Origin of the sequence: Collinsella sp. AF15-51, assembly GCF_003462845.1 — a bacterium.
Taxonomy (GTDB): domain Bacteria; phylum Actinomycetota; class Coriobacteriia; order Coriobacteriales; family Coriobacteriaceae; genus Collinsella.
The window spans coordinates 35,894-61,458 of record NZ_QRYG01000007.1 but is presented as its reverse complement, the minus strand read 5'-3'; the positions used below and the strand labels follow the sequence as shown (position 1 = coordinate 61,458).

Genomic DNA, 25,565 nt, shown 5'->3' with positions numbered 1-25,565 from the left:
GCTAAAAAAGCCCCGTCCCAAATGAGCTACTTAACGCCAGGGGTCGGCTTCGAAGAGGGGCTCGCGCTCGGGGCGGCGATCGCTGTAGGGATCGTAGCCGTCGTCGTCCTCGTTCTCGGCACGGATGTAGGGGTCGCGCGGCTTGGGTGCCGGTTTGGACGTGGGCTTGGGCGCCGGCGCGCTTGTCTTGATCTCGCCTTTCATCTGCATAGCTCCTTGCATCGCATCCGTTCAACATCATCGATTGTCGCACGAAAAAGGGCGGCGAACCCAATTGGATCCGCCGCCCTTGGCGTTTAGAGACGACTAGCAGATTTTAAGGCATGGCCCAACAATCTACTCGGCGTCGGGGACCTCGTAGGTGGCCGCCGGCGTGTTGTCGCACACGACGGTAAAGCCGCCGTCCTTGTCGACATCGACCGTCACCTGATCGCCCTCGCGCACCGTGCCGTCGATGATAGCGGCGGCGATGGCATCCACGACCTCGCGCTGAACCAGACGCTTGAGCGGACGGGCGCCAAAGACCGGGTCCAGGCCGCCCACGGCGAGCATCTGCTTGGCCGCCGGGGTAATGGCAAGCGTCATGCGCTCCTTGGCCAGACGCGCGCGGACGTCGGCGAGCTGGATGTCGACGATCTTCTCGATCTGCGCCATGCCGAGCGGATGGAACACCACGATGTCATCGATACGGTTGAGGAACTCGGGACGGAAGGTCTGAGCCATGGCGGCATCGACCTGATGGCGCATCTCCTCCTCGTCCTTGCCGGACAGATCGGCGATAGCCTTGGAGCCCACGTTGCTCGTCATGATGATGATCGTGTTCTTGAAGGACACCTGGCGACCCTGGCCGTCGGTCAGGCGGCCGTCGTCAAGCACCTGCAACAGCACGTTAAAGACATCCGGATGAGCCTTCTCCATCTCGTCGAGCAAGATCACGGAGTACGGACGACGGCGCACGGCCTCAGTGAGCTGGCCGCCCTCGTCGTAACCCACGTATCCCGGGGGCGCACCGATCAGACGCTGGACGCTGAACTTCTCCATGTACTCGGACATGTCGATACGCACGAGTGCGCGCTCGTCATCGAACAGGCACTCGGCCAGCGCCTTGGCGAGCTCGGTCTTGCCCACGCCGGTGGGGCCCAGGAAGAAGAAGCTGCCGATGGGCTTGTCCGGATCGGAGAGGCCCGCACGGCTACGGCGCACGGCCGCGGCCACAGCGGACACGGCCTCGTCCTGACCGATGACGCGCTTATGCAGCTCGCCCTCCAGGCCCTTGAGCTTGTCGAGCTCGCCCTGCATCATCTTGGACACGGGCACGCCGGTCCAGGCACTCACGACCTCGGCAATCTCGTCGGAGGTCACCTGCTCGTTCAGGCCCTCGCCATCCTGCTGCTTTTGTGCCTCGAGCGCAGCCTCGGACTCCTGAATCTGCTGCTGCAGGCCCGGAATCACGGAGAAGCGCAGCTCGGACGCACGACCCAGGTCGCCGTTGCGCGTCGCGCGCTCCTCTTCGCTCTTGGCCTCGTCAAGCTGGCCCTTAAGCTCCTGCACGTGGTCGATGGCGTTCTTTTGGTTGAGCCAGCCGGCCTTTTGCACGTTGAGCTTTTCCTGGACCTCGGCAATCTCCTGGCGCAGGGCTTCCAGACGCTCCTTGGAGGCGTCATCGGTCTCCTTCATGAGCGCCTGCTCCTCGATCTGCAGCTGGGTGAGCTGACGCGTGGTGGCGTCGATCTCGACCGGCATGCTGTCGAGCTCCATGCGCAGGCGGCTTGCGGCCTCATCGACCAGGTCGATGGCCTTGTCGGGCAGGAAGCGGTCGGCGATGTAGCGATCGGAGAGGTCGGCGGCGGCCACGAGCGCGCTATCGGTGATATGCACGCCGTGGAAGATCTCGTACTTCTCCTTGAGGCCACGCAGAATCGAGATGGTGTCCTCGACGGTAGGCTCGCTCACCATTACGGTCTGGAAACGACGGGCGAGCGCCGCATCCTTCTCGATGTACTTGCGGTATTCGTCAAGCGTAGTCGCGCCGATTGCGTGTAAGTCGCCACGGGCAAGCGCCGGCTTGAGGATGTTGCCGGCGTCCATGGAGCCCTCGGTGGCACCCGCGCCCACGATGGTGTGGAGCTCATCGATGAACAGGATGACCTTACCTTCCGATTTTTGCACTTCCTTGAGCACGGCCTTCAAGCGGTCCTCGAACTCGCCGCGATACTTGGCGCCGGCGACCAGCGCGCTCATGTCGAGCTCGATAAGGTCGCGGTCGCGCAGGGTGCTCGGCACGTCGCCGGCCACGATACGCTGGGCGATGCCCTCGACGATAGCAGTTTTACCGACGCCCGGCTCGCCGATGAGCACGGGGTTGTTCTTGGTACGACGGGACAGGACCTGAATAGTACGGCGAATCTCGTCGGTACGGCCGATGACCGGGTCGAGCTTGCCGGCGCGGGCGAGGTCGCAGATGTTGCGACCGTACTGCTCCAGCGCCTCAAACTGCGTCTTGTCCTCGGCAGACGTCACGCGGTCATCGCCGCGCAGTTCCTCGTAGACTTGCTCGATGCGCTCCTTGGTGACGCCGGCGTCGCGCAGCACGCGACCCGCCTCGCCCTTGTCCTCGGCAAGTGCCATCAGCAGATGCTCGGTCACCACAAAGCTGTCGCCCATCTTGGTGGCCTTCTTCTCGGCCTTTTCGATGACGCGGACGAGCTCGTTGGACAGGCCCATCTGCTGACCCTCGCCCGACACCTTGGGCGCATGGTCGATGGCATCTTGTGTGGAGCGTGCAAGCTGGGCCGGGTCGGCGCCGATGCGCTCGATGATCACGGAGATATTGCGCTCGCCGGCACCGAGCAGGGCAGACAGCAGGTGAATCGGCTCCACCGCGCCGGCCTGCGCGTCGGCGGCCGTGCTCATGGCGGTCTGCAACGCCTCGCGCGACGTCATTGCTAGCTTATCGATTCTCATGGAATCACCTCTCTTGGGGCGGCCGCCCTACGGGGCGGCTTCACGTTGTTCGAGAAGTATTGTTGCCAGCTTTGCGCGATCTTATACATAAATCTAAGTCTCTATATATAAGATTTTCTGAGTGATTAAGTGATAGGGAGCAGGCACGCTCGCCCGCTGCGGCCTCGTCCCCTTACTATCTCAATCTGTAACATCTATCGACCGTTTCCGGCTCCAGATGTTACAGATCGAGACGAATTGTTCAGCGGCGCCCGTTTGTCTCAATCTGTAACATCTAGTCGGCAAATAGGGCTCTATCTGTTACAAATCGAGACGAACGAAGACACCTGAGTCGAAAATCTAAATCTGTAACACCAGGCCCACTTTTAGCGGCCAAGATGTTACAGATCGAGACAAACCGAGAACTACTACAAAGGGGACGGGTACCTTTGTGGTAGTCGCGGTCTCTACTCCTTCGCCGAACCCGTACTTCCCGATTCGACGGTCCAGGGCATCTCATCCTCGAACAGCCATGTACGGGCAGACCCACTATCGCGTGCAGTCTGCGGGTCAGGCAAGCAGGTCTGTTTATAGGCATCTTGGATACACTGACCCATAAAATCGTTGAGCTCGGTCTGGTCGCCCTCCATGACATAGGCGACATCGCCGTCCATGATGTAGATGCCCGGACCCTCATTGCCCTCGTAGCCCGGATCGTACGAGACATCACATAACTTTGCGCCGTTTGCAGTGTCCAGCTCGATGGAAGAGTGGCATCCGCCAACCATGTCGTTCGCTTTTGCCCGATAGGACGCATATCCATACCAGCGCTTAAAGGTTTTGCCCTTGAGCAACTCGGACGCCCTGTCGATCAGACTAGAATCCGTGGTATAGCGCATAGCCCCAAGCTGAATACGTGGATAATTACTAATACCCAGCACAGCCGGCTGCTCATCAAAATCAACGGTAATGGTCTCGGGCTTGTCGTCGCCGGTCAGAAGTTCGACAGATTGAGTCACAGGCTTGACCACCGGCTCCGTCACCGCAGCAGGTAGAAACGCCATGCCGACAGTGCCCATGCCAACCACGGTAATCGCAAGCGCCAAAACAATCAATCCAATTCGGGCAGGACTTCTCACAGCAAAGCACCTCGCAACGCAAACCTTCGCTACCTGCACTAATGATATCGCCAGCCAGCATTATTACCAAAAGAAGCCGCGCGCTCCTCACCACCACAAAGGGGACAGGCACCTTTGTGGTGGTTTTCGACGCTAACGGTCGACCATCTCGCGCCATGAGATTAAACTTGAATTGTTCTCTGAACATATCCATTTCTGCCTATCCTCAACAGATCTTTGTCTCGAGGAGCGCATATGAAGCCGTCTCATTCCACCGGTCGCAACGTCATCGCCATTCTCGCCATACCCATCGTGATGCTCTTCCTTATCGTCGCCACGCCCTTTTCCCTTGGCATCGCCTCGCCCTTCGATTTATGCGGAATGGTCGACGCCGGCTCGCGTGCCACCTCGCTCTCCTTTATCTGTCGCGGCGTGTTCTACGAAGATGGAATTCCCACCGGAATTTGGCGGTCAAAGTTACCGCTGCTCGGAACGATTGATGGATGCTTCCCCTATTTCAGCCTTGAACCTCAGACGATGAATTATTTGATCGACGACCAGCCACTCGACTCCATCACCCTCGCCTACGACTACGCACCAAACACCGATGAGCGCCACATGAACCAAGTCCTCGACAAGATGCTTGGACAGTGCGGGCTCACCGAGGAGGCCGGTCGAACCATCTATAGCAACCAGAAATTAAAGCGAACAGAACTCCGCCGTGTCGGAAAAATCAAAGGGCGAAACGGGGCCGCCTACTGGGATGCCTGGGCAACACGCGACAAGGGCGAATTCGGACACAGCACCTATATGGTCACTGTCTACACCAAAGACGGAATTAAGGACAATGTTGACGATTTCGCGTCATCCAAACTCGGCATCCCCAAAACAACCAAACCCGCCAACCCGGATGAAATCCTGTAGAGGCGCTTATTGGAATGTCGCTCAACGTGCACACCGACATTGAGCTCACCCCCACCACCACAAAGGTGCCTGACCCCAATGTGGTGGGTTTCGACAAAAAGAAGCCGCCCCAATAAAAGAGGCGGCATCAAGCAAGTCTATTTATTAGCATCCCTCAAGACCCAACGAGAACGCAGAAATGTAGCCCGGGGCCACCCTTTGCCGAACGCGACCCTCGCGAAGCGCGTGAGCGGGCGGGAAAGGGTGGCCCCGGGCGGACAATTAAGTGCGTTACTCGGCAGCGGCCTTGAACTTGTTGTAGTTGATCAGGCAGCCGGCCTTGACGATGGCACGCTCCTCTGCCGTCATGTCGGCAATGTAGAGCTCAATCTGCTCAACAGCACCGTCGGCGCGCACCACGTAGGCGGCGATGTCCTTTAGGTCGCCATCGAGCGCGGCACGGATGCCCGGCACAAAGACGTAGTCGCCCACCTCAAAGTTGGGCTCGGCCTCCATCTGGAAGGGCACCATGCCCCAGTTCATCACGTTGGAGCGATAGCGCTTGGTGGCGTACTCGTGGACGATATTGGCCAGGCCGCCAATTACGCGCTGGCAGCTCGCAGCCTGCTCGCGGGCAGAACCGTCGCCCGGCTTCTTGGCATAGAGCATGGAGCCGTACTCAGTCGCCTTGGCATCGGCCGCAACACCCGCGCCGGCCAGTGCCTCGAACACACCGGCAAGCTCGGCATCGAGCGCCGCCAGGTCACCCGCGGCCTCGCCGGCCACGCGACGCTTCTCCACGGCGTCGACCTCCTTGGAACGACCGACGTAGGCCGGATCGCGGCGGCTCAGCGTAAACTCGGCCAGGCCCAGCGGGTTGGAGCGGAAGGAGCTCGTCTCGCCCGAAGGAATGAGCTCGTCGGTCGTAGTGACCGGGTCCATGATCTTGGAGCACACCTTGAGCAGAATGTCGTCGCCGAGCGGCTCCATCGCGGGCCACGGCTTGATGTTGGGGCCTTCGACCAGCTCGTCGGCAGGCTCCGCCTTGCCAAAGCCCCAGTACACGCGCTTTTTGTACGGCGCGTCGTCAAAGGTGTACTCGCAGGCCTCGTCCCAAGTCTCCTCGGGCAGATCGGTCGCCGGCGTCAGGACGCCGCCGTTGGCAGCCGTCGCCGCAATGGAGCGAGCGTCCATCAGGGCCACGGCGCTCAGCTGGCCATTGCCCGGCTTGGAACCCTCGCGGTTGGGGAAATTGCGCGTGGTGTGGCGGATGGACAGGCCGTTGTTGGCAGGCGTGTCGCCGGCACCAAAACACGGGCCGCAGAACGCCGTGCGCACGATCGCACCGGCCTCCATGAGGTCGTAGATGTAGCCGCGGCGTGTAAGTTCGAGCGCCACGGGCTGGCTCGTGGGATAGACCGACAGCGAGAACTCGCCGCAGCCGGTATTGGCGCCCTTGAGCACGCGGGCAGCCTGGACCACGGAGTCATAGTTGCCGCCCGAGCAGCCGGCGATAACGCCCTGCTGCACGTGCAGCTTGCCGTCGACGATCTTGTCGAGCAGGCTAAAGTGCGTCTTGCCCTCGCCGATCTTGGCGGCCTCGAGCTCCACCTCGTGCAGGATGTCCTCGAGGTTCTCGTTGAGCTCGTCGATCTCAAAGCCGTTGGAAGGATGGAACGGCAGTGCGATCATGGGCTTGATGCTCGACAGGTCGACCTCGACGCAACCGTCGTAGTAGGCGACATCGGCGGGCTTGAGCTCGCGATAGTCGTCGCCGCGGCCGTGCATGGTCAAAAACGCGTGCGTGTCCTCGTCGGTGGCCCAGATGCTCGACAGGCAGGTGGTCTCGGTGGTCATGACGTCAACGCCGTTGCGGTAGTCGGTCGTCATGCTCGCGATGCCCGGGCCCACAAACTCCATGACATTGTTCTTGACGTAGCCCTTGGCAAAGACGGCGCGAATGATGGCGAGCGCCACGTCGTGCGGGCCGACGCCGGGGCGCGGGGCGCCCGTGAGGTAGATGGCCACGACGCCGGGATAGGCGACATCGTAGGTGTCGCGCAGCAGCTGCTTTGCCAACTCGCCGCCGCCCTCGCCCACGGCTATGGTACCCAGGGCACCATAGCGGGTGTGCGAGTCGGAACCCAGGATCATCTTGCCGCAACCGGCGAAGTTCTCGCGCATAAAGGAGTGGATGACGGCGATGTGCGGCGGAACGAAGATGCCGCCGTACTTCTTGGCTGCGGAAAGGCCAAAGACGTGGTCGTCCTCATTGATGGTGCCGCCCACGGCGCACAGCGAGTTATGGCAGTTGGTGAGCACGTAAGGCAGCGGGAACTGCTCCATGCCCGAAGCGCGCGCCGTCTGGATGATGCCGACAAAGGTGATGTCGTGGCTCGCCATGGCATCGAAGCGAATCTTGAGTGCCTCGGGGTCGCCCGACGTATTGTGCGCCTGGAGGATCGAATACGCGATGGTGCCGCGCTTGGCATCCTCGGGTGTCTGCGTAATACCGCGCTCGGCAGCCTCGGCCGCAGGCACAACCTCGCTGCCGCCGCGCAGGTAGATGCCGTCCTCGTACAGCTTGACCATACTGTCTCCCACTCTGCCCAAAAGATTTGGGCGCATAGCATACATTCGTTCAATATCGTGCCATAGAACGGTTGCGAGTGGGTTACGAATCTGCACGTTCACTTTATCTCAGTAAAGCAGAGGACGAGTTGGGTGCCAGGGGCAGACTTAGACGCCGAAATGACGAGAGTGGATAATCTCCCACTTTGAGCCTGCAAACAGGCCAAAAACGGGAGATTATCCACTCTCATTCTGTGGGCACTCATTTAAGTCTGTCCCCAATGAGTGCCCAATGAGTGCCCGGCAGCATCGGCGGAGCTATAGGTCGCCACCCGTACCTAGCAGTTTGCGCATGACTTGCTCGGGGTTAACCGAGCCGTCGCGCGGGGCCAGGGCGGTGATCTTCTTCTGCATCTTGTACTCGTGCAGCTCGTCCTCGAGCTGGCGCACGCGAGCGCGGAGCTTTTCGTTCTCGTGCTCACGCTCCTCGGCACGCTCCTTCATATCGAGGATGCGCACCACACCGGCAAGGTTGATGCCCTCGTCGGTCAGCTGGTTGATGAGCTCCAGGCGCTCGATATCGGCACGCGAATACAGACGCGTGTTGCCGCCCGAGCGCTGGGGGTTCACCAGGCCCTTGGACTCGTAGACGCGCAGAGTCTGCGGATGCATGCCGGTCAGCTCGGCCGCCACGCTGATCATGTACAGCGGTTTGTTCCTATTGTCCTCGGCCATACTACCTGACCCCTTTCCGTCTCGTTATCGTCCATCATAAGCCCGCGGGCGCGGGCGTGCGCCACGACCGCCCTAGTACGTCGCCTTGTAACGGTTGACCTTCTCGCGGTAGTCGCGCGTGTCGGTCTCCCGCAGCTTGGTCATGGCATCGCGCTCGTCGTCGGACAGGTTCGTGGGGACCTGCACCTTAATCTCGACAAGCAGCGCGCCTGTGCGGCCACGGTGCTTAACGTCGGGCGCCCCCATCTCCTTAAAGCGGAACTTCTTGCCCGTCTGGGTACCCGCGGGCACCTTCAGACGAACCGTCGCACCGCCGGGCGTCGGCACGTCCACCGTGCAGCCGAGCGCCGCCTCATAGACCGAGACTGGTACCTCCATGGTCACGTCGGCACCTTTACGCTTAAACAGCGGATGCTCCTCCACGTGCGTGGTCACGACCAGGTCGCCGCGCTCGCCGCCGGCAACGCCATACTCGCCGCGACGTTTGTAACGCAGCTTGCCGCCGTCGACCGCGCCTGCAGGCACCGAGACCGTAATGGTCTGCTGCTCGCCTGTCGAGGGAATGCGATAGGTGACCTTGTGCGTCACGCCGCGAAACGCGTCCTCGGCAGTTACGTCGACAGTCAGCGACAGGTCGCCGCCCTTGCGCGCGCGGTTGCGGCCCGCGCCCGCACCGGCAGCGCCCGCGGCCCCGGCAAAGCCCGAGCCCCAATCGCTGCCCCAGGCGCCGTTGCCGCTAAAGATGCTGTCGAAGATGTCGCCCCAGCCGCTGGCGCCCGCGCCGGCACCGTAGCCGCCGCCATACGCGCCGCCTGCGCCCGGCATGCCGCCAAACATGAGCATCTGGTCGTACTCTTTGCGCTTCTTCTCGTCCGAAAGCGTCTCGTAGGCCTCGCTGATCTCCTTGAACTTGGCCTCGTCGCCGCCGGCATCGGGGTGATATTTTTGCGCGAGCTTGCGAAACGCGCTCTTGATCTCTTTGTCGGAGGCGCTCTTGGATACGCCCAGGATGTCATAGAAGGTTTTGCCTGCAGCCATCGTAGCTCCTCTCCTGTTTCATCCGCCGCCCAGCGGGCGGCGGCTCATGCTTTCATATGGCACTAGGCCAGAAAGGGCCCCGGGTGTTGCCCCGGGGCCCTTCTCAATTACTCCTCGGTGCTCTCGGCCGTATCGGCCGCAGCATCCTCGGGCGCCGCTTCGGGCTCCGGTGCGGGGCGCTTCTCGCCACCGTAGGTCACCGTCACCATCGCGGAACGCAGGATGCGATCCGCCATGCGGTAGCCCTTCTGGTACACGTCGTTGACGGTCTCGTCGTACTGCGATGCGTCCTCGACACGCCCCACGGCCTGGTGCTCGAGCGGATCGAACGCCTCGCCCTTGGGGTCGATGGGCTCAACGCCCTCGTGCGCAAACACATCGAGCAGCTTGGCATGCACCGCATCGACGCCATCGACGAACTGCTTAAAGTCGTCGGAAAGCTCCTGGCTACGGGCATGGTCGATTGCACGCTCGATATCGTCGATCACCGGCAACAGCGCGGTGACAAGCTTCTCGGTCGCGCGCTCGCGCTCGGCGATACGCTCATTGGCGGTGCGGCGACGGAAGTTCTCCCAGTCGGCCTGCAGGCGGGCGGTACGCTCGGTGGCGTCCTTTGCCTTGTCCTCGGCGGCCTTCTGAGCCTCTGCCGCAGCATCGAGCTCATTGCGCACGTCGGCAAGCTCTTTCTGAGCCTGCTCGAACTTGAGCTTAAAGTCGTTGTCGGCGGCTTCTTCACCGGCGCGGATAGCGGCTTCCACCATCTCGTCCTCGGTCATCGTCGCCTCCTTGTTGGAATCCTCTACCTGGTTCTCGGCAGCCTCGGCGGCCGGGGCCTCGTTGGCCTCGGTATCGTCAACGGCCTCTACGGGAATCTTCACGTCCTTCTCCTCAGAGTCAACGGGGGCGGCGCCAGCGGCGGCCTCCTCCGTGCGAGCTTTACGGGCGGACATGATTATTTGTCCTCGTCGTCCACAACCTCGTAGTCGGCGTCGACAACGTCATCGTCGGCAGGCTGGGCGCCAGCGGCACCGCCGGTCTGCTGCTGAGCGTCGGCGTAGACAACCTGGGCCAGCTCGTAGGCCACGGACTGCAGGGACTCGCCGGCGGCCTTGATAGCCTCGACGTCAGAGCCCTCGAGCGCCTTCTTGGCGTCGGCGATAGCGGCCTCGGCCTTGGACTTCACGTCGGCGGAAACCTTGTCGCCCAGCTCGTTGAGGGTCTGCTCGGTGGAGTAGCACAGGCTGTCGGTCTGGTTGCGGACCTCGACCTCTTCCTTCTGCTTCTTGTCCTCCTCGGCATGAGCCTCGGCGTCCTTGACCATACGATCGACTTCGTCGTCGGACAGAGCGGTGGAACCGGAAATGGTGATCTGCTGCTCCTTGCCGGTGCCCTTGTCCTTAGCGGAGACCTTGACGATGCCGTTGGCGTCGATGTCGAAGGTAACCTCGATCTGCGGCACGCCGCGGCGGGCAGCCGGGATGCCGGTCAGCTGGAACTTACCGAGCGACTTGTTGTCGCGGGCAAGCTCGCGCTCGCCCTGGAGCACGTTGATCTCGACGCTGGTCTGGTTGTCGGCAGCGGTGGAGTAGACCTCGGTCTTGGAGGTCGGGATCGTGGTGTTGCGGTCGATCATCTTGGTCATGATGCCGCCCATGGTCTCGACGCCCAGCGACAGCGGGGTAACGTCGAGCAGCAAGATGCCCTCGACGTCGCCGGTGAGCACGCCGCCCTGGACGGCAGCGCCGTCGGCAACGACCTCGTCGGGGTTCACGGACATGTTGGGCTGCTTGCCGGTCATGGTCTTGACGAGCTCCTGGACGGCGGGCATACGGGTGGAGCCGCCGACGAGGATGACCTCGGTCAGATCGGAGAGCTTAAGCTTGGCGTCGCGCAGGGCGTTGGTGACAGGCTGCTTGCAGCGCTCGAGCAGGTCGCGGGTGATCTTCTCGAACTCGGCGCGGGTCAGCGTGTAGTTGAGGTGCAGCGGGCCGGACTGGTTCATGGTAATGAACGGCAGGTTGATGGTGGTCTGCTGGGCGGCGGAGAGCTCCTTCTTGGCGTTCTCGGCGGCCTCCTTCAGACGCTGCAGGGCCATGGGGTCCTGACGCAGGTCGACACCGTTCTCCTGCTGGAACTTATCGGCCATCCAATCGATGACGCGCTGATCCCAGTCGTCGCCGCCCAGGTGGTTGTCGCCCGAGGTGGACAGAACCTCAAACACGCCGTCGGCGAGGTCGAGGATGGAGACGTCGAAGGTGCCGCCGCCCAGGTCGAAGACCAGGATGCGCTGGTCGGTGCCCTGCTTGTCCAGGCCATAGGCAAGAGCAGCAGCAGTCGGCTCGTTGACGATACGCTTGACGTTGAGGCCGGCGATCTTACCGGCGTCCTTGGTGGCCTGACGCTGGGCGTCGTTGAAGTAGGCCGGGACGGTGATGACGGCGTCGGTGACGGTCTCGCCCAGATACTTCTCGGCGTCGGCCTTCATCTTTGCGAGCGTCATGGCGCTCACCTGCTCGGCGGTGTAATCCTTGCCCTCGATGTCGACGACGGCACGGCCGCCCTGGCCCTCCTTGACCTCATACGGCACGGTCTTGATCTCGGAGGTGCACTCGGAGTACTTGCGGCCCATGAAGCGCTTGATGGAGAACACGGTGTTCTTGGGGTTGGTGACCGCCTGGTTCTTAGCGGCCTTGCCCACGACGCGGTCGCCGTCGGCACGGAAGCCCACGACGGACGGGGTGGTGCGGTCGCCCTCGGCGTTCACGATAATGGTCGGAGAACCGCCCTCGAGAACGGCCATGGCGGAGTTAGTAGTACCAAGGTCGATACCAAGAATCTTACTCATTAGAAATTCCCTCTCTCTTTTGCGTTCGCGTCGCCTCGACGGTCTGTCGCGCGGCGCTTCGGCTTGTCTTTCAGGATGTAGTGTATCCCCTTATGGGCTGGAATATACAAAATCTAAGTCAATTCATATAAGATTTCTTATCTCTGAGAGTTTAGGTTCTCAAATGTGCAGGTAGATGCACTGTTTGAGTTCTCGGCAGATCTATTGAGATCTATGTAGAGTTGACTGAGGTTTGGGTCCGGGGGCGCCTGGGGCTGCCTTGCGGAAAGCTCGTCCCGGTTTGAGCGTGGATTCCGGGACACAGTTTCCTCTTGAAGGCTCAGCCGGAAGCTACATCCCAGTTTGAGCACCGATTCCGGGACGCAGCTTCCGCCGGGCGGTCCAACCGGAAACTAGGGCCCGTTTTTCGGCAAATTTATGGGATGCGCTTTCCGCAAGCGCGCTCAATAGCTCAATATTTCAAGTCACCTTTAGCTAACATTTACGCAGCTCAGCGGCCCCACCTGCGTGTTTTTTAGTAAACCTTGGCATACTCGGCGAACGGTATGAAGATGCCGGCCAGAGGGTATTGCAAACGGTCGCTCCCGTGGTATGTTTTTGCCCGAATCAAACCGACGCGCATCGCCTGTAGCGTCGGTCAACAGAGAGGAAACTACCATGGCTCATCCCGTAATTGATGCCGACGAGTGCATCGCTTGTGGCGTTTGCGTCGACTCCTGCCCCGCTGGCGTTCTGGAGCTCCAGGACGTCGCTACCGTCGCCGACGAGGACTCCTGCGTCGCCTGTGGCGCTTGCCAGGACGCTTGCCCCGCTGGCGCGATCACCGAGATCGTCGAGGAGTAACAACTCCCCCACTTGCACACTCAAAAGTACACCGTGCACAAAAAAGGAGGCTTCCGCATCGCCGCGGAGGCCTCCTTTTTTGTGCGGATAACTAATTTGGCACCGTCGCAGGTTGAGCTCACGTCAGCGAAAACGCCCCTAAGCGAGCAAGGTGACGTGAAAGAGGAGGGAAGCGTACTTTTGTACGCGACCGACGATTGAACGTCAGATTGCCGCTTAGGGACGTTTGCAGCATCGGCTACGACAGATCGTCCTCGTAGGGCATCAGGTCTGCCAAATAGCCTTTCTCCTTGAGCATCGTCTCGATCTCGTCGAGGGTCTGTTCGTCCTCCGCCGCAATGCGATGGAAGTGATAGCCGCTGGTCACCGTCAGCAGCGGGAAGCTCTTGCCGCTCTCGATATCGCGCAGATAGCGCTCGACATCGCGGCGGTTGCGGATGTCCAGGTCGGCCGTGATCTTGCCGTACACACGATGGTTGACGATCACGTTGAGCACGGCGCCACCCGCGTCGACGATACTCGTAAGCTCGTCGCCCGCCTGCTCCACGCTGTGGCGCACCTTAACAAGACGCGTGGGCACGGCGGGGCTACTCGCGGCTTCCTGCAGCACGTAGCCGCGGTTGGTCGCCACAATATCGTGCCCATCGGCACGCAACAGGGCAATATCCTGAACCACGACCTGACGGCTCACGCCAACCTCGCGGGCAAGCGCGCTGCCCGAAACGGGCTCCTTGGCTCCTTCGAGCACGCCCATGATGGCACGGCGACGCTCGCGGGCGTTCATTATTTACCGTCCAGCAGACGCAGGTGCTTAAGCGAGAGGTCGAGGATCGGCGCAGAGTGCGTCAGGGCGCCCGAGCTAATATAGTCAACACCCAGATCGGCCAGGGCGCGAATGTTGCTGGCGTCCACGTTGCCCGAGCACTCGGTCTTGGCGCGACCGGCGATAAGCTCGATGGCGGCGGCCATGTCGTCATGGGCCATGTTGTCGAACATGATGATGTCGGCGCCGGCCTCCACGGCCTCGCGTACCATGTCCAGGTTCTCGCACTCAATCTCGACCGTCGTGGTAAACGATGCGTGGGCGCGTGCCATCTCGATCGCACACGTCACACCACCGGCGGCGTCGATATGGTTGTCCTTGAGCATGACAGCCGTCGACAGGTTGTAGCGGTGGTTGCTGCCGCCACCGATCTCGACCGCGGCCTTCTCAAAGACGCGCATGCCCGGCGTGGTCTTACGTGTGTCGACAAGCACGGTCTTGGTACCCTCAAGCGCCGCAGCCATCTGATGTGTATAGGTAGCGATACCGCTCATACGCTGCAGATAGTTGAGCGCCACGCGCTCGCCCGAAAGCAGCACGCGCGCGTCGCCGCGCACTTGGCCCACGTGGTCGCCGGCGTGTACCTCGTCACCGTCGGCAACATCAAACAGCACCGAGCTCTGCGGGTCCAGCAGCTCAAAGGTGCGGGCGAACACGTCCAGACCGGCGATGATGCCGTCGGCCTTGGCGATAAGCTCCACCGTGGCGGGGCGCGCCGTGGGGCACACGCTCGCCGTGCTCACGTCCTCAAACGTAATGTCCTCGCGCAGAGCCTGCAGGATCAGATCATCGACGACGAGTTTCATGGTAATGGGATTCATGGTCTACTCCTCCACGGCCTGCGTGCCGACGGCACAGGCCAAATCATCGATTGCAAGGGTATCGGAACTCAGGGCGCGATGGCGTCCATCAAGCGCGGGCTCGCCCGCCTGCTCCACGGCCAGCGACTCGCCGGTGCGCATACGCCAAGCAGCGCGGCGACCCCAGACTAGGGACTCGAGCAGGCTGTTGGAAGCTAGGCGATTCTTGCCGTGAACGCCGTTGCAGGCCGTCTCGCCGGCGGCGTAGAGCTCGGGCATCGAGGTGCAGCCGTCCTTGTCGACCCACACGCCGCCCATAAAGTAGTGCTGCGTGGGTGTGACGGGGATGGGCTCATCCAAGATGTCGCGACCGTCCTCAAGGCAGCGCGCGCGGATGTTGGCGAAGTGCCCGGTCACCACGTCGCGCTCGACGGGGGCAAAGCTCAGCCACTCGTGCTCGGTGCCATCCTGCTTCATCTGCTCACGAATAGCGGCGGCGACCACGTCGCGCGGCTGCAACTCGTCAGTAAAGCGCTCGCCGGCGGCGTTGAGCAAAATCGCGCCCTCGCCGCGGCAGCTCTCGCTGATCAGGAAGGTGCGGCCTGGCTGCGGCGAGAACAGTCCCGTGGGGTGGATCTGCACGTAGTCCAGGTGCTCCATCTTAATGCCATGCTCCTGAGCGATGTAGCAGGCATCGCCCGTGAGCTGTGGATAGTTGGTCGAGTGGTCGTATACGCCGCCGATGCCGCCCGTTGCCCACAGCGTGTGACGGGCATGGATCTTAAACGGCTCGCCGGCATGCGCGCCCTCGGCGGCATTTATCAGCTCGTCGGCGGGGCGGACCGAGTTGTCCTCGTCCACGGGAACGGCGACGACGCCGGTGCACACCGTGGTACCATCGCGCTCGGCGGTCAGGATGTCGGTCATGGCCACGTGTTCCAGAATCTGCACGTTATCCAGTTTGCGAACGGCTTGGAGCAGCTTGGTCGTGATCTCCTTGCCCGTAATGTCGGCATGGAAGGCAATGCGGGGGCGGCTGTGCGCACCCTCGCGGGTAAAGTCGAGGCTGCCGTCGGCCTTGCGCTCAAAGTCCACGCCCATCGCCAGCAGGTCGTTGATGACCGAGCGGCTCGAGCGAATCATGATGTCGACGCTCTCGCGACGGTTCTCGTAGTGGCCGGCGTGCATGGTGTCCTCAAAGAAGGCATCGTAGTCAGAGCCCTCGGGTAGTACGCAGATGCCGCCCTGTGCGAGCATCGAATCGCACTCGTCGACCGCGCCCTTGGAGAGCATGATCACGCGCGTGCTCGTCGGCAGGTTGAGCGCCGCGTACAGGCCAGCTACGCCGCAGCCGGCAATGACGACGTCGCACTCCATATCGGGGTATTGCTTGGTTTCCACAGGAATCCTCTCCCTTGAATGTGACATAAGGGACGGTCCCTCATGTCACATTGTTCTAGCGCGCTGCGTACTCGAGCATGCGATCCAGCGTAAGTTTGGCCTGGCCGGCGGCCTCGTCCGACACGCCGATCTGCACCTCGCCCTCGCCCGTCTCCAGGCAGCGCACGAGCTTTTCGAGCGTGATGAGATCCATGTTGACGCAGGTGGGCTGCACCGCGGGGAAGTAGAACTTCTTGCCGGTGCCCTGGCAGCGGCGCTCGAGCTCGTAGAGCACGCCACGGACCGTCACGATAATGAACTCGCTCGCGTCGGACTCCTCGGCATACTTGATGATGCCGGCGGTGGAGCCGATGTAGTCGGCCTCGGCCAGGACGTCGGCCTTGCACTCAGGATGCGCCAGCACGAGCGCGTCGGGGTGGGCCTCCGTCGCGTCGACAATCTGCTCGACGGTGATGATGTGATGGCGCGGGCAGTAACCGTTGTTGAGGATGACGTGCTTTTGCGGCACCTGCCCGGCTACGAAACGGCCCAGGTTTTGGTCGGGAATGAACAGGATATGCTGCTGCGGCAGCTCGGACACGATCTTGACGGCGTTGGAGCTGGTGACGCACACGTCGCTCCAGCTCTTGATCTCGACCGTGGAGTTGACGTAGCAGACCACGGCCAGGTCGTCACCGTACTCGGCGCGGGCGGCGTCGACCGTCTCGCGCTTGACCATGTGAGCCATGGGACAGTCCGCGCCCGACTCGGGCAGCAGCACCGTCTTGGTGGGATTGAGCAGCTTGGCGCTCTCGCCCATAAACTCCACGCCGCACAGCACGATGGTCTGCTGCGGCAGGCTCTTGGCAAGCTTTGCCAGGTAGAAGCTGTCGCCGACGTAATCGGCCACAGCCTGGACCTCGGGCGCCACGTAATAGTGCGCCAGGATCACCGCGTCGCGTTGGGTTTTAAGTTGCTGAATGGCCTCGACGAGCTCTGCGGGCACCGGTGCCGCGCGCTCCGTTGCCGTCGTTGCCGATGCTAGGCCGGCCGCGATATCGCGTGCAAGCTCCGACGCATCCATGTTCGCGCTCTGTGCCATCAAGGCCCCTCTCTTTTGGCGAATCTTGGGGCTTTAGTATGACACCTAGGTTTACAGCTGACAAGACAGCTGTAAACCTAGGTGTAAAGTTGAAATAAAGATTCGATCATGCGGCAGGTCCATTTTCGAACTGGCAAGCTGAGGATAGCCGAGCTCTCGATAGCGCAGGAGGCATCTTTCGCCACCGCGATACCGCTCGGCGCGAGTTGCGCACCATGAGGCACGAACGAGCGCTCCCCCGCGAGTGGTCCGCGCCCAATGTGGCAAAATCAAACTACTAAGGGGGCTCAGAATGCTCAAGATTATTGCCTGCGACGACGACGTCGCTTTTCTAGATAGACTGCACCGGATGATCGACCGTTGGTCGACCGAGACGGGCACGGCGGTCGATGTTGCGCTCGTTACGCGCGGCGAGGACCTGCTGGCGCGCCATGCCGCATCGCGCGCCGACATCATCCTGCTCGACATGATCATGCCGCTCGTCAACGGCATGGACACCGCACGCGAATTGCGCCAGGCCGACACCGCCGTGCGCCTGGTGTTCCTCACCTCGTCGCCCGAGTTTGCGCTGGAGTCCTACGAGGTCCGCGCCTTCGACTATCTGCTCAAGCCCGTGACTTACGAACGCCTGGCGCAGTTACTCGACGAACTTTCGAGCATGCGCCCGGCGGCAACCGACGAGCTCGTGATCAAAACGTCCTTTGGCTACCACGCCCTGCGCCTGTCCGACATCGAATATGCCGAGGCGCGCAACAAGCACGTGGTCTTCCACCTGCGCGACGGACGCGATATCGAGGCACTCGAGTCGTTCCGCAGCGTCGAGGACCGTTTGGCGCAAAATGCCACCTTCTTTAAATGCCACCGTAGCTACCAGGTCAACTTGCGCAACATCGACCACTTCGATCGCACGGACATCGTCATGCGCTCCGGCGTGTGCATTCCGCTGTCGCGCAGCAGCAAGCAGGGGTTCCAAGACGCCTACTTTGCGGTGCGCTTTGAGGGCGGGAGGCGCTGATGATCTCCTCGGTCGAAATGGTCCTTTGGGCAATCCACCACGCCACAACGCTACTCTTTGGCGTCTTTGCTTCGGCGGCGCTGTGCGGTATCGAAATCAATCGACGCCATGCACTCGAGTTGGTGGGGGTCGGAGCCGCAACCGGCGCTGCCTTTTCGATCGCCAATGTCGTTGGCGGAGAGCTTTTTGCCCGTCAGGTCTATCCGCTCGTCGTGCACTTGCCGCTTACCGTCTACCTGTGCGCGCGCTACCGCCTGAGTCCGCTGCTCGTTATGTTGGGAGTCACCAGTGCCTACCTGAGCTGCCAATTCAGCAACTGGATGGGCATCGCCGCGCTCGCCGCCACTGACTCGCAAATCGCGTACTACGTGGCGCGCATTATCACCACGGTCGCCGTCTTTGCGATCCTGCTGCATTGGGCCCGTGACATTGGACCCCGTCTGGCGGTCAAAAGCCCTACCGAGCTCGAGATTCTGCTCATCCTGCCGCTCGTCTATTACGTCTTTGACTATGCCACCAACGTCTACACCACGCTGTTCCACTCGGGCTCGGTGGTAACGGTTGAGTTTTTGGCCTTTGCGCTCTGCGCGTTCTACCTTATGTTCCTCGCCGTCTACCTGCGCGAATACGAAGAAAAGGAAACCGCCGAGCGAGAGCGCTGGATGCTCGAAACCCGCGACAGCGCCGCCATCAAAGAGCTCGAGGCCTGGCGTCAATCTGGGCGCGAGCTGTCGATTCTTCGCCACGATATGCGCCACTTCCTACGCGGCCTGGCCACTTTAATTGAGGAGGGCCACACCGACGAGGCGCTCAAATGCATCGATGAGCTCTGCGAAGCCGGCGACCGAACCGCCGTACGCCGCTTCTGTGCCAACGAGACCGTAAACATTGCGCTTTCGTCATTTAACTCGGATATCAATAGAAACGGCATTACCGCCAACCTGCGCGCCTCCGTACCCCAGAGCGTGCATGTGGCCGATGTCGACCTGTTCAGCGTGCTTTCGAATACCCTGGAAAACGCCATTGCCGCGGCGAGCACCGCCCCCGAGGGCAAGCGCTTTGTCGATCTTGATCTGCGGTTTGAAGACGGGCAGCTGCTGCTTTCGGTTTCCAACACATTTGGACGGCCGCCGCATATGGTCGACGGCATGCCCGTAGCCGGGCACACCGGACACGGCTTTGGAACCAAGAGCATTAAGCTTGCCGTCGAACGCATGAACGGCAACTGCCAGTTCCGCATTAACGGCGATCGGTTTGAGCTGCGCGCTGTGATGTAAGGGCGCGGGCGCGACGGATTTGCGTTCCGCGGGTACGGCTCGCCCGCTCGGGGTCGTTTGTCGACGCAGGCTCGCTACAGCGGCGCGGCCGCCGGGGTCAGCTGCTTGATGTAGGCCCACATGCGCTGCTTAGCGGCCTTGTCGGTGAGTGCCGCCTCAAAGCCGTCGAGCGCGAGCACGCGGCGGCCCTGCACACGGGCGACCAGGCCGGGCTTGAGCATGGCGGTGTCGAAGTCATCGATCGCCACGAGCATATCGGCGTAGGTCTCGCGCATGGCATCAGCCGCGTTGTTGTCGAGCAGTAGCACCGCCTCGGGGTCCAGAGCCTCAAGCGCCTCGCGGAACAGGTCGCACGTCAGGGCCTCGCCCGCCGCGACCGCTCCGTCGCCCGCGCCGGCGACGCTTGCCAGCACACAAAAATCCTCGGGGGCATATCCGATGGCACCGAGCGCCTTGCGCAACGCGGCGCCATCCGCGCCGGCGGCCAGCTCGCCGCCCGAGCACTCGGCTTCATCCAAATCGCCTTTGACCAGCACAATCGGCGAGCACGCGTTGCCCGCGATACGCACACCGCGATCTGCAAGCGACGCGAGCTCCTGCTCGGTCGCCTGAGCGATGGCTTCTTTTTTCTGGCTTTGTGACGTGGGCATGCGCTCTCCAATCGTTTGCGTGCCCACCATTATATAAAAGAGCCGCCCGCGAGTGGTTGCTTTGCGGGCCGCTGGGTATAAGCACGGTCGTACTGAGTTTTACGCGGCCGAGCCGCGTCGTATTATGGAGGTCACCATGGCTGACATTAAGCAGATTACCCCCGAGAACTTCGGCGCTGTCGTCAACGATAGCCTGCCCGTACTGGTTGATTTTTGGGCCCCGTGGTGCGGCCCCTGCCGCTCGCTCTCGCCCATCGTAGACGAGGTTGCCGACGAGCTGGCGGGCAAGCTTGCCGTTGCCAAATGCAACGTCGACGACAACCAGGACCTGGCCATGAAGTATGGCGTCATGAGCATCCCCACGCTGATTGTGTTTAAGAACGGCGAAGAGATCGACCGCTCGGTTGGCGCTCTGCCCAAGGCGAGGCTGCAGGCGCTGCTGGAGAAGCATCTGTAATACGCTTGTTACTTACCCGCCGTCCATGAGCGCTTTTGCACCGCTCGCCGGACTTCTGGATGCACCGAGTGCAACCACGGATAGTATGGTAGTCACAAACAGCCCCCAGTGAACGGGTGCGGGTCGCACAGACTCGTACCCGTTTTCTTATGCAGCTGCGCGCAAAGCGGGCGTAGTAGAATCTGAACCACCATATCGCCCCGTACAAAAGGAGATTCCTATGCATGACGTCGGAATGAACATGAGCCAGCTTGCCATGAGCGTCAAGCAGGTCGACGACACCATTGAGCTCGCTCACGAGTGGAGCCATCAGTTGCTGCATGCGACCGAGAATTTTGACATGGAGCGCATCGGCGCCAAGCTCGAGGCAGCCATGGCCGCGCTGCACGAGGCCCACGACGCACTCGAGGGCTACGAAGAGGCCATCGAGGCCGACCACAACTCCGTCGGCTCCGTGAAGCTGGTGTAACGTGGCCGAACACGAGCACGGCTGCGGGTACGAGCACGAGCATCCGCACGGGGCGGACGGTGACGCAGACTGCCACTGTAGTGGCTCCGGCTCCGAGCTGGTCCGCTTTTCGGTTACCGCACCGGACGACCTGCTGCGCCGTTTTGACGAACAGATCGCGCGCCGCGGCGACGTGGCCAACCGCTCCGAGGCCGTGCGCGACCTGATTCGCGCCTCGATCGCCAAGGAGCAGATGCGCACGCCCGATGAGCATGTTATCGGGTCGCTCACCATGATCTACGACCACCATACCGGCGACCTGACGCGCCGTCTGGACGAAGTGCAGCACGACTACACCGACGAGATCGTATCGACCATGCACGTGCATCTGGATCACCACAACTGCTTAGAGATTCTGGCGCTCAAGGGTCGCGGCGAGCGCGTCTACGAACTAGCCGACCGCCTGCTGGGCCTGCGCGGCGTTAAGCACGGTGAGCTCACGTGCGCCGCCACCAAGCAGAGCCTGGGGCTGTAGCGCACCTGTCCCTATTTGGTCGGTTTTGATGAGGGGTGTCGCATGCGACATGTGCATATTCATGTGACGGGCATTGTGCAGGGCGTTGGCATGCGGCCGTTTGTGTATCGCGAGGCCATGGCGCATGGCATTTGCGGATGGGTGCTCAACGCGGGCGACGGCGTGCATATCGAGGCGCACGCTCCGGCCGATGCGCTCGATGCTTTTGTTGCCGCGCTTTCTGCGCATGCGCCTGCGGCAGCCCGCGTAGAATATGTCGAGGTTGTGGACCTGGCAGCCCACGGTTGGGATACCGCCAATGAACAGGGTTTTCGCATCGTAGCATCGCAGGACCAGACCGCGCACACCACACTTGTCTCGCCCGATATCGCCACCTGTGACGATTGCCTGCGCGAGCTGTTCGACCCCGCCGATCGGCGCTATCACTACCCTTTTATCAACTGCACCAACTGCGGGCCGCGCTTTACCATCATCCGATCGTTGCCTTATGACCGAGCGGCCACGTCGATGGATTGTTTTCCCATGTGTCCCAAGTGTGCCGCGGAGTATGCCGACCCACTCGACCGGCGTTTTCACGCGCAACCCGATGCCTGCTTTGATTGCGGGCCGCATATTACGTGGCGCGAGGCTGTGAACAGCGATGCGTGCGGGAATTCGTCCGCGACACCGGCAGTCGGCACCACACGCGAGGCCAGCGACGCCATTATCGACCGCTGTGTTGAGCTGCTGGCCAACGGCGGCATCGTCGCCATCAAGGGCCTGGGCGGATTCCATCTATCCTGTGACGCCTCCAACGAGCAGGCGGTAGCCGAGCTTCGCCGCCGTAAACGCCGCAGCAACAAGCCACTTGCCGTTATGGTGCGCAGCCTTGCCGACGTTGAACGCCTGTGCCATATCAGCGACGTTGAGCGCGGCTTGCTGGCCGGCAGCATTCGCCCCATTGTGCTGCTGCGCCGACGTGCTGTTTGCGAGAGCGGCGATTCCCCCGACGCCCTCGCGCTCGCGCCGTCCGTCGCGCACGACCTTCCCGAGCTCGGTGTTATGCTCCCCTACACCCCGCTTCAGCATCTGTTGCTTGCCGCGGCAGAAGCCTGCGGTATGCACGCGCTCGTCATGACCAGCGGAAACCTGAGCGAAGAACCCATCGAGACCGACGACGACCTTGCCTGGAAACACCTCGTTGCCGCCGGTATCGCCGACGCGTTGCTCGGTAACGACCGCGCGATCCTCTCGCGCTACGACGACTCTGTGGTACGCGTGGTCGACGGCGCCGTTATGCCCGTGCGGCGTGCTCGCGGATATGCACCCCAGCCGCTGCCGTTGCCGGCGCTCGACGGCACTCCGTCCTGCGTGCTCGCCTGTGGGCCACAACAAAAGGCCACGATTGCGCTCACACGTGAAGGGGCGAACGGCGAGGCAACCTGTTTTGTGTCACAGCATATCGGCGATGTTGAAAACGGCGGGACCTTCGATGCCTGGAACGCCGCGCGCACGCGCTTGGAAGATCTCTTTGACTTGGCGCCCGCCGCCTTAGCCTGCGATGTACATCCCAGCTATCTATCGAGCCAGTGGGCGCGCGAGCAGGCGCGAAAATGCAATCTGCCGCTCGTCGAGGTGCAGCACCATCATGCGCATATCGCGAGCGTAATGGCCGAGGCTATCGCCGCGGGCCAGCTTACAACCGACGAGCGCGTCCTTGGCATCGCCTTTGACGGCACCGGCGCCGGTACCGATGGGACCATTTGGGGCGGCGAGTTTCTTGTTGCCAGCCTTGGCGGCTTTGAGCGCGCCGCGCATTTGCGCACCTGGGCGCTCCCCGGCGGGGCGGCCTCCGTGCGCGACGCCCGCCGCAACGCCTTTGCCCTGCTCAGTGAGCTCGGCCTGCTCGAGCACCCAGGTGCCGCTCGGCTTTTGGACAGCCTCGGCGAGCAAACGCGCAGCGTGACAGCCACCATGATCGAGCGCGGCATCAACAGCCCGCGTACCAGCAGCATGGGGCGTCTCTTTGATGCCGCGGCAGCAATTCTGGGCATCTGCGACAAGGCAACCTACGAGGGCGAACCCGCCATCGAGCTTGAGGCTGCCGCCTGGCGCGCGTTCAGCAGTGAAAGTGCCTGCCCCACCGGCAATATGGCCAGCTTTTCCGTAACCGAATCATCCCGTCCGGACGACTTCCATGTTCTGAACTCCAGACCGCTTTTTGAGGCGCTTTTGGAGGGAATCAGGACCGGCGTGCCCGCCGGCAAGCTCGCGCTCGACTTCCATGTCACCATCGCACGCGCGTCGGCCCGCATCGCAAGCGAGATCTGCGTCCGTGAAGACCTCGACACCGTCGCGCTCTCGGGCGGCGTGTTCATGAACCGACTTTTGCTTCGGCTCCTTACCCACGAACTCAAAGACGCCAGTCTTGCCGTCTTGGTCTCCCACGCCGTGCCCGTCAACGACGGCTGCATCGCCTACGGTCAGGCCGCCATCGCTCGCGCTCGCCTCGCGCAGACAGCATCGCGATAGGCTGTTTTGCCAGCCTGCGCGCCGCCGTCTCACAGGTGTAACGCGTTTGCTCGTGACTCCCGCGAGCGCTACCATCAACTGATGGGTAATTAGGCGCCTATCCAGCGCAAAACGTATAAAAGGGGAACATTATGTGCCTTGCCGTTCCCGGTAAAGTGGTCAAACGCGACGACGACCTTAAGGCGACCGTCGACATGATGGGCATCGAGCGCCCCGTTTCGCTGCGCCTCGTGCCGACGGCACAGGTAGGCGACTATATTCTCGTGCACGCCGGCTTTGGCATTCAGATCGTCGACGAGCAGGAAGCGCAAGAAACGCTCGAGCTCGTTAATGCCATGACCGAACTGGTCGAAGAAGACCAACTGGCCAGCAATCCGGCCGAGGCATACTAGTGGCGGCCGGACAGCCGGCGCGCTCCGGTATCGACTTCTCGGCATTTCGCGACCCCGGGCTAGCTCGCGAGCTCATCGATCGTATTCATGAGCTTGTCGGCAGCCGCAGCATCAACCTTATGGAAGTCTGCGGCACGCATACCGTGAGCATCGGGCGCTATGGCTTTCGCTCCATTATGCCGACGGGGCTCAAACTGCTGAGCGGTCCGGGTTGCCCCGTCTGTGTTACCGCCAACCGCGATATCGACCATGCAATCGCGCTCGCCAAGATGGACGGCGCCATCATCACCACCTTTGGCGACATGATGCGCGTGCCCGGGTCGTCTACCTCGCTCGCCGCGCAAAAGGCGGCGGGGCGCGACATCCGCATCGTCTATTCTCCGCTCGACGCACTCGACATTGCCGAGCAAAATCCCGAACGCCCGGTCATCTTTATGGGCGTCGGCTTTGAGACCACAACGCCCACCATTGCCGCCGCTATCCTGGAGGCCGACGCGCGCGGGCTCCAGAACTTCTCGGTCTACTGTGCTCACAAGACCACGCCGCCGGCTCTGCGTGCGATCTCCAACGACCCCGAGACGACCATCGACTGCTTTATCCTGCCTGGTCACGTCGCTACCATCACAGGCCTGGCACCCTTTAGCTTTTTGGTCGACGAGTTCGAGACCCCCGGCGTAGTCACCGGGTTTGAGCCGGTCGATATCCTGCAGGGCATCTGCACGCTGGTCCAGATGGTTGTCGAGAACAGGCCCGCAATCGACAACGCCTACCGCCGCGGCGTCAATGCAGACGGCAATCCCGTGGCGCGCCAACTGGTCGAGCAGGTGTTTGAGCCGTGCGACACCACGTGGCGCGGACTGGGACCGATTGCGGCTTCGGGTCTTTCCATCCGACCCGAATTCGCGCGCTTTGATGCCGGCGCCCGCTTTGATGTGCCCGTTGAGGCGACGGTCGAGCCACGCGGGTGCCGCTGCGGCGACGTGCTGCGCGGAGCCATCACGCCGAGCGACTGCCCGCTGTTCGGCCACGCATGTACGCCCGAACACCCCGTCGGCCCCTGCATGGTGAGCTCCGAAGGCAGCTGCGCGGCGTACTTTAGATACCGCGACTATTAGGTTCCGCCGTTCTAACGAACGGCGGACCGGTCGACGCTGCGCCTCACCCATATAATTCCACCCA

Annotated in this window: 23 protein-coding genes; 10 read left to right on the top strand and 13 right to left on the bottom strand. The window is 62.0% G+C overall.

Going from position 1 to position 25,565, the window contains the following annotated elements; genetic code table 11:
* Window positions 1-30: 30 nt before the first annotated feature.
* The 3 genes from DWW51_RS05015 to DWW51_RS05005 form a co-directional block, all read right to left on the bottom strand.
* Entirely contained in the window at window positions 31-204 is a 174-nt protein-coding gene (locus DWW51_RS05015) for a hypothetical protein (RefSeq protein ID WP_231501577.1), read from the bottom strand.
* Between the two features lie 132 nt (window positions 205-336).
* On the bottom strand, window positions 337-2,964 hold the full coding sequence (gene clpB, locus DWW51_RS05010; protein WP_117773730.1) for an ATP-dependent chaperone ClpB: 2,628 nt from the start codon (window positions 2,962-2,964) through the stop codon (window positions 337-339).
* A 446-nt stretch (window positions 2,965-3,410) separates the two neighbouring features.
* Entirely contained in the window at window positions 3,411-4,082 is a 672-nt protein-coding gene (locus DWW51_RS05005) for a hypothetical protein (protein ID WP_147344029.1), read from the bottom strand.
* 234 nt (window positions 4,083-4,316) lie between these two features.
* On the opposite strand from DWW51_RS05005, the gene DWW51_RS05000 reads away from it, so the two are divergent.
* Window positions 4,317-4,985: a hypothetical protein gene (locus DWW51_RS05000; protein ID WP_117773728.1), complete on the top strand. Its 669-nt coding sequence runs from the start codon at window positions 4,317-4,319 to the stop codon at window positions 4,983-4,985.
* Between the two features lie 270 nt (window positions 4,986-5,255).
* On the opposite strand, the gene DWW51_RS04995 is transcribed toward DWW51_RS05000, so the two are convergent.
* The 5 genes from DWW51_RS04995 to dnaK all read right to left on the bottom strand — a co-directional run bounded on the left by DWW51_RS04995 (window position 5,256) and on the right by dnaK (window position 12,153).
* Window positions 5,256-7,556: a hydratase gene (locus tag DWW51_RS04995; protein ID WP_117773727.1), complete on the bottom strand. Its 2,301-nt coding sequence runs from the start codon at window positions 7,554-7,556 to the stop codon at window positions 5,256-5,258.
* Between the two features lie 297 nt (window positions 7,557-7,853).
* Window positions 7,854-8,270, bottom strand: a complete 417-nt coding sequence (locus DWW51_RS04990; RefSeq protein ID WP_117773726.1) for a heat shock protein transcriptional repressor HspR — start codon at window positions 8,268-8,270, stop codon at window positions 7,854-7,856.
* Window positions 8,271-8,342: 72 nt separating this feature from the next.
* Complete coding sequence (locus tag DWW51_RS04985; protein WP_117773725.1) at window positions 8,343-9,308, bottom strand: DnaJ C-terminal domain-containing protein; 966 nt, start codon at window positions 9,306-9,308, stop codon at window positions 8,343-8,345.
* Window positions 9,309-9,415: 107 nt separating this feature from the next.
* On the bottom strand, window positions 9,416-10,258 hold the full coding sequence (locus tag DWW51_RS04980) for a nucleotide exchange factor GrpE (protein ID WP_117773724.1): 843 nt from the start codon (window positions 10,256-10,258) through the stop codon (window positions 9,416-9,418).
* 2 nt (window positions 10,259-10,260) lie between these two features.
* Complete coding sequence (gene dnaK / locus DWW51_RS04975; RefSeq protein ID WP_117773723.1) at window positions 10,261-12,153, bottom strand: molecular chaperone DnaK; 1,893 nt, start codon at window positions 12,151-12,153, stop codon at window positions 10,261-10,263.
* A 657-nt stretch (window positions 12,154-12,810) separates the two neighbouring features.
* Between dnaK and DWW51_RS04970 the strand changes: the two genes are divergently transcribed.
* On the top strand, window positions 12,811-12,996 hold the full coding sequence (locus DWW51_RS04970; RefSeq protein ID WP_006235216.1) for a DUF362 domain-containing protein: 186 nt from the start codon (window positions 12,811-12,813) through the stop codon (window positions 12,994-12,996).
* A 238-nt stretch (window positions 12,997-13,234) separates the two neighbouring features.
* Here the strand turns inward: DWW51_RS04970 and DWW51_RS04960 are convergent, their stop codons facing one another.
* The 4 genes from DWW51_RS04960 to nadA are packed head-to-tail and all read right to left on the bottom strand — an operon-like array spanning window position 13,235 to window position 17,101.
* Window positions 13,235-13,780 (bottom strand): transcription repressor NadR, encoded by a 546-nt coding sequence (locus DWW51_RS04960; protein WP_117773721.1) that lies wholly within the window; start codon window positions 13,778-13,780, stop codon window positions 13,235-13,237.
* Window positions 13,780-14,640: a carboxylating nicotinate-nucleotide diphosphorylase gene (nadC, locus tag DWW51_RS04955; RefSeq protein WP_117773720.1), complete on the bottom strand. Its 861-nt coding sequence runs from the start codon at window positions 14,638-14,640 to the stop codon at window positions 13,780-13,782. The genes DWW51_RS04960 and nadC overlap by 1 nt, the downstream gene beginning before the upstream one ends.
* A gap of 3 nt (window positions 14,641-14,643) precedes the next feature.
* Window positions 14,644-16,047 carry an L-aspartate oxidase gene (locus tag DWW51_RS04950; RefSeq protein WP_369832563.1) on the bottom strand — a complete coding sequence of 468 codons (1,404 nt, stop codon included), beginning with the start codon at window positions 16,045-16,047 and terminating at the stop codon, window positions 14,644-14,646.
* 28 nt (window positions 16,048-16,075) lie between these two features.
* Window positions 16,076-17,101 carry a quinolinate synthase NadA gene (gene nadA / locus DWW51_RS04945; protein WP_117773719.1) on the bottom strand — a complete coding sequence of 342 codons (1,026 nt, stop codon included), beginning with the start codon at window positions 17,099-17,101 and terminating at the stop codon, window positions 16,076-16,078.
* Window positions 17,102-17,393: 292 nt separating this feature from the next.
* Between nadA and DWW51_RS04940 the strand changes: the two genes are divergently transcribed.
* Both DWW51_RS04940 and DWW51_RS04935 read left to right on the top strand, forming a co-directional pair.
* Window positions 17,394-18,116 (top strand): LytTR family DNA-binding domain-containing protein, encoded by a 723-nt coding sequence (locus tag DWW51_RS04940; protein WP_117773718.1) that lies wholly within the window; start codon window positions 17,394-17,396, stop codon window positions 18,114-18,116.
* Complete coding sequence (locus DWW51_RS04935; protein WP_117773717.1) at window positions 18,116-19,393, top strand: GHKL domain-containing protein; 1,278 nt, start codon at window positions 18,116-18,118, stop codon at window positions 19,391-19,393. Before DWW51_RS04940 ends, DWW51_RS04935 begins: the two co-directional genes overlap by 1 nt.
* Window positions 19,394-19,467: 74 nt before the next feature.
* Here DWW51_RS04935 and DWW51_RS04930 read toward each other — a convergent pair whose 3' ends face one another.
* The gene (locus tag DWW51_RS04930) at window positions 19,468-20,043 is read right to left on the bottom strand and encodes a hypothetical protein (protein ID WP_117773716.1); all 576 of its coding nucleotides are present in this window, start codon (window positions 20,041-20,043) and stop codon (window positions 19,468-19,470) included.
* A gap of 136 nt (window positions 20,044-20,179) precedes the next feature.
* Here DWW51_RS04930 and trxA point away from each other — a divergent pair, with 136 nt between their 5' ends.
* The 6 genes from trxA (at window position 20,180) to hypD (ending at window position 25,501) form a co-directional block, all read left to right on the top strand.
* The gene (trxA, locus tag DWW51_RS04925) at window positions 20,180-20,500 is read left to right on the top strand and encodes a thioredoxin (RefSeq protein WP_117564566.1); all 321 of its coding nucleotides are present in this window, start codon (window positions 20,180-20,182) and stop codon (window positions 20,498-20,500) included.
* Window positions 20,501-20,720: 220 nt separating this feature from the next.
* Window positions 20,721-20,969 carry a hypothetical protein gene (locus DWW51_RS04920; RefSeq protein WP_006235225.1) on the top strand — a complete coding sequence of 83 codons (249 nt, stop codon included), beginning with the start codon at window positions 20,721-20,723 and terminating at the stop codon, window positions 20,967-20,969.
* Between the two features lies 1 nt (window position 20,970).
* Window positions 20,971-21,483 (top strand): nickel-responsive transcriptional regulator NikR, encoded by a 513-nt coding sequence (gene nikR / locus DWW51_RS04915; protein ID WP_197032176.1) that lies wholly within the window; start codon window positions 20,971-20,973, stop codon window positions 21,481-21,483.
* A 42-nt stretch (window positions 21,484-21,525) separates the two neighbouring features.
* Window positions 21,526-23,994 (top strand): carbamoyltransferase HypF, encoded by a 2,469-nt coding sequence (gene hypF, locus DWW51_RS04910; protein WP_117773715.1) that lies wholly within the window; start codon window positions 21,526-21,528, stop codon window positions 23,992-23,994.
* A gap of 131 nt (window positions 23,995-24,125) precedes the next feature.
* Window positions 24,126-24,386, top strand: a complete 261-nt coding sequence (locus tag DWW51_RS04905; RefSeq protein ID WP_117773714.1) for a HypC/HybG/HupF family hydrogenase formation chaperone — start codon at window positions 24,126-24,128, stop codon at window positions 24,384-24,386.
* Window positions 24,386-25,501: a hydrogenase formation protein HypD gene (hypD, locus tag DWW51_RS04900; RefSeq protein WP_231501575.1), complete on the top strand. Its 1,116-nt coding sequence runs from the start codon at window positions 24,386-24,388 to the stop codon at window positions 25,499-25,501. The genes DWW51_RS04905 and hypD overlap by 1 nt, the downstream gene beginning before the upstream one ends.
* Window positions 25,502-25,565 lie beyond the last annotated feature (64 nt).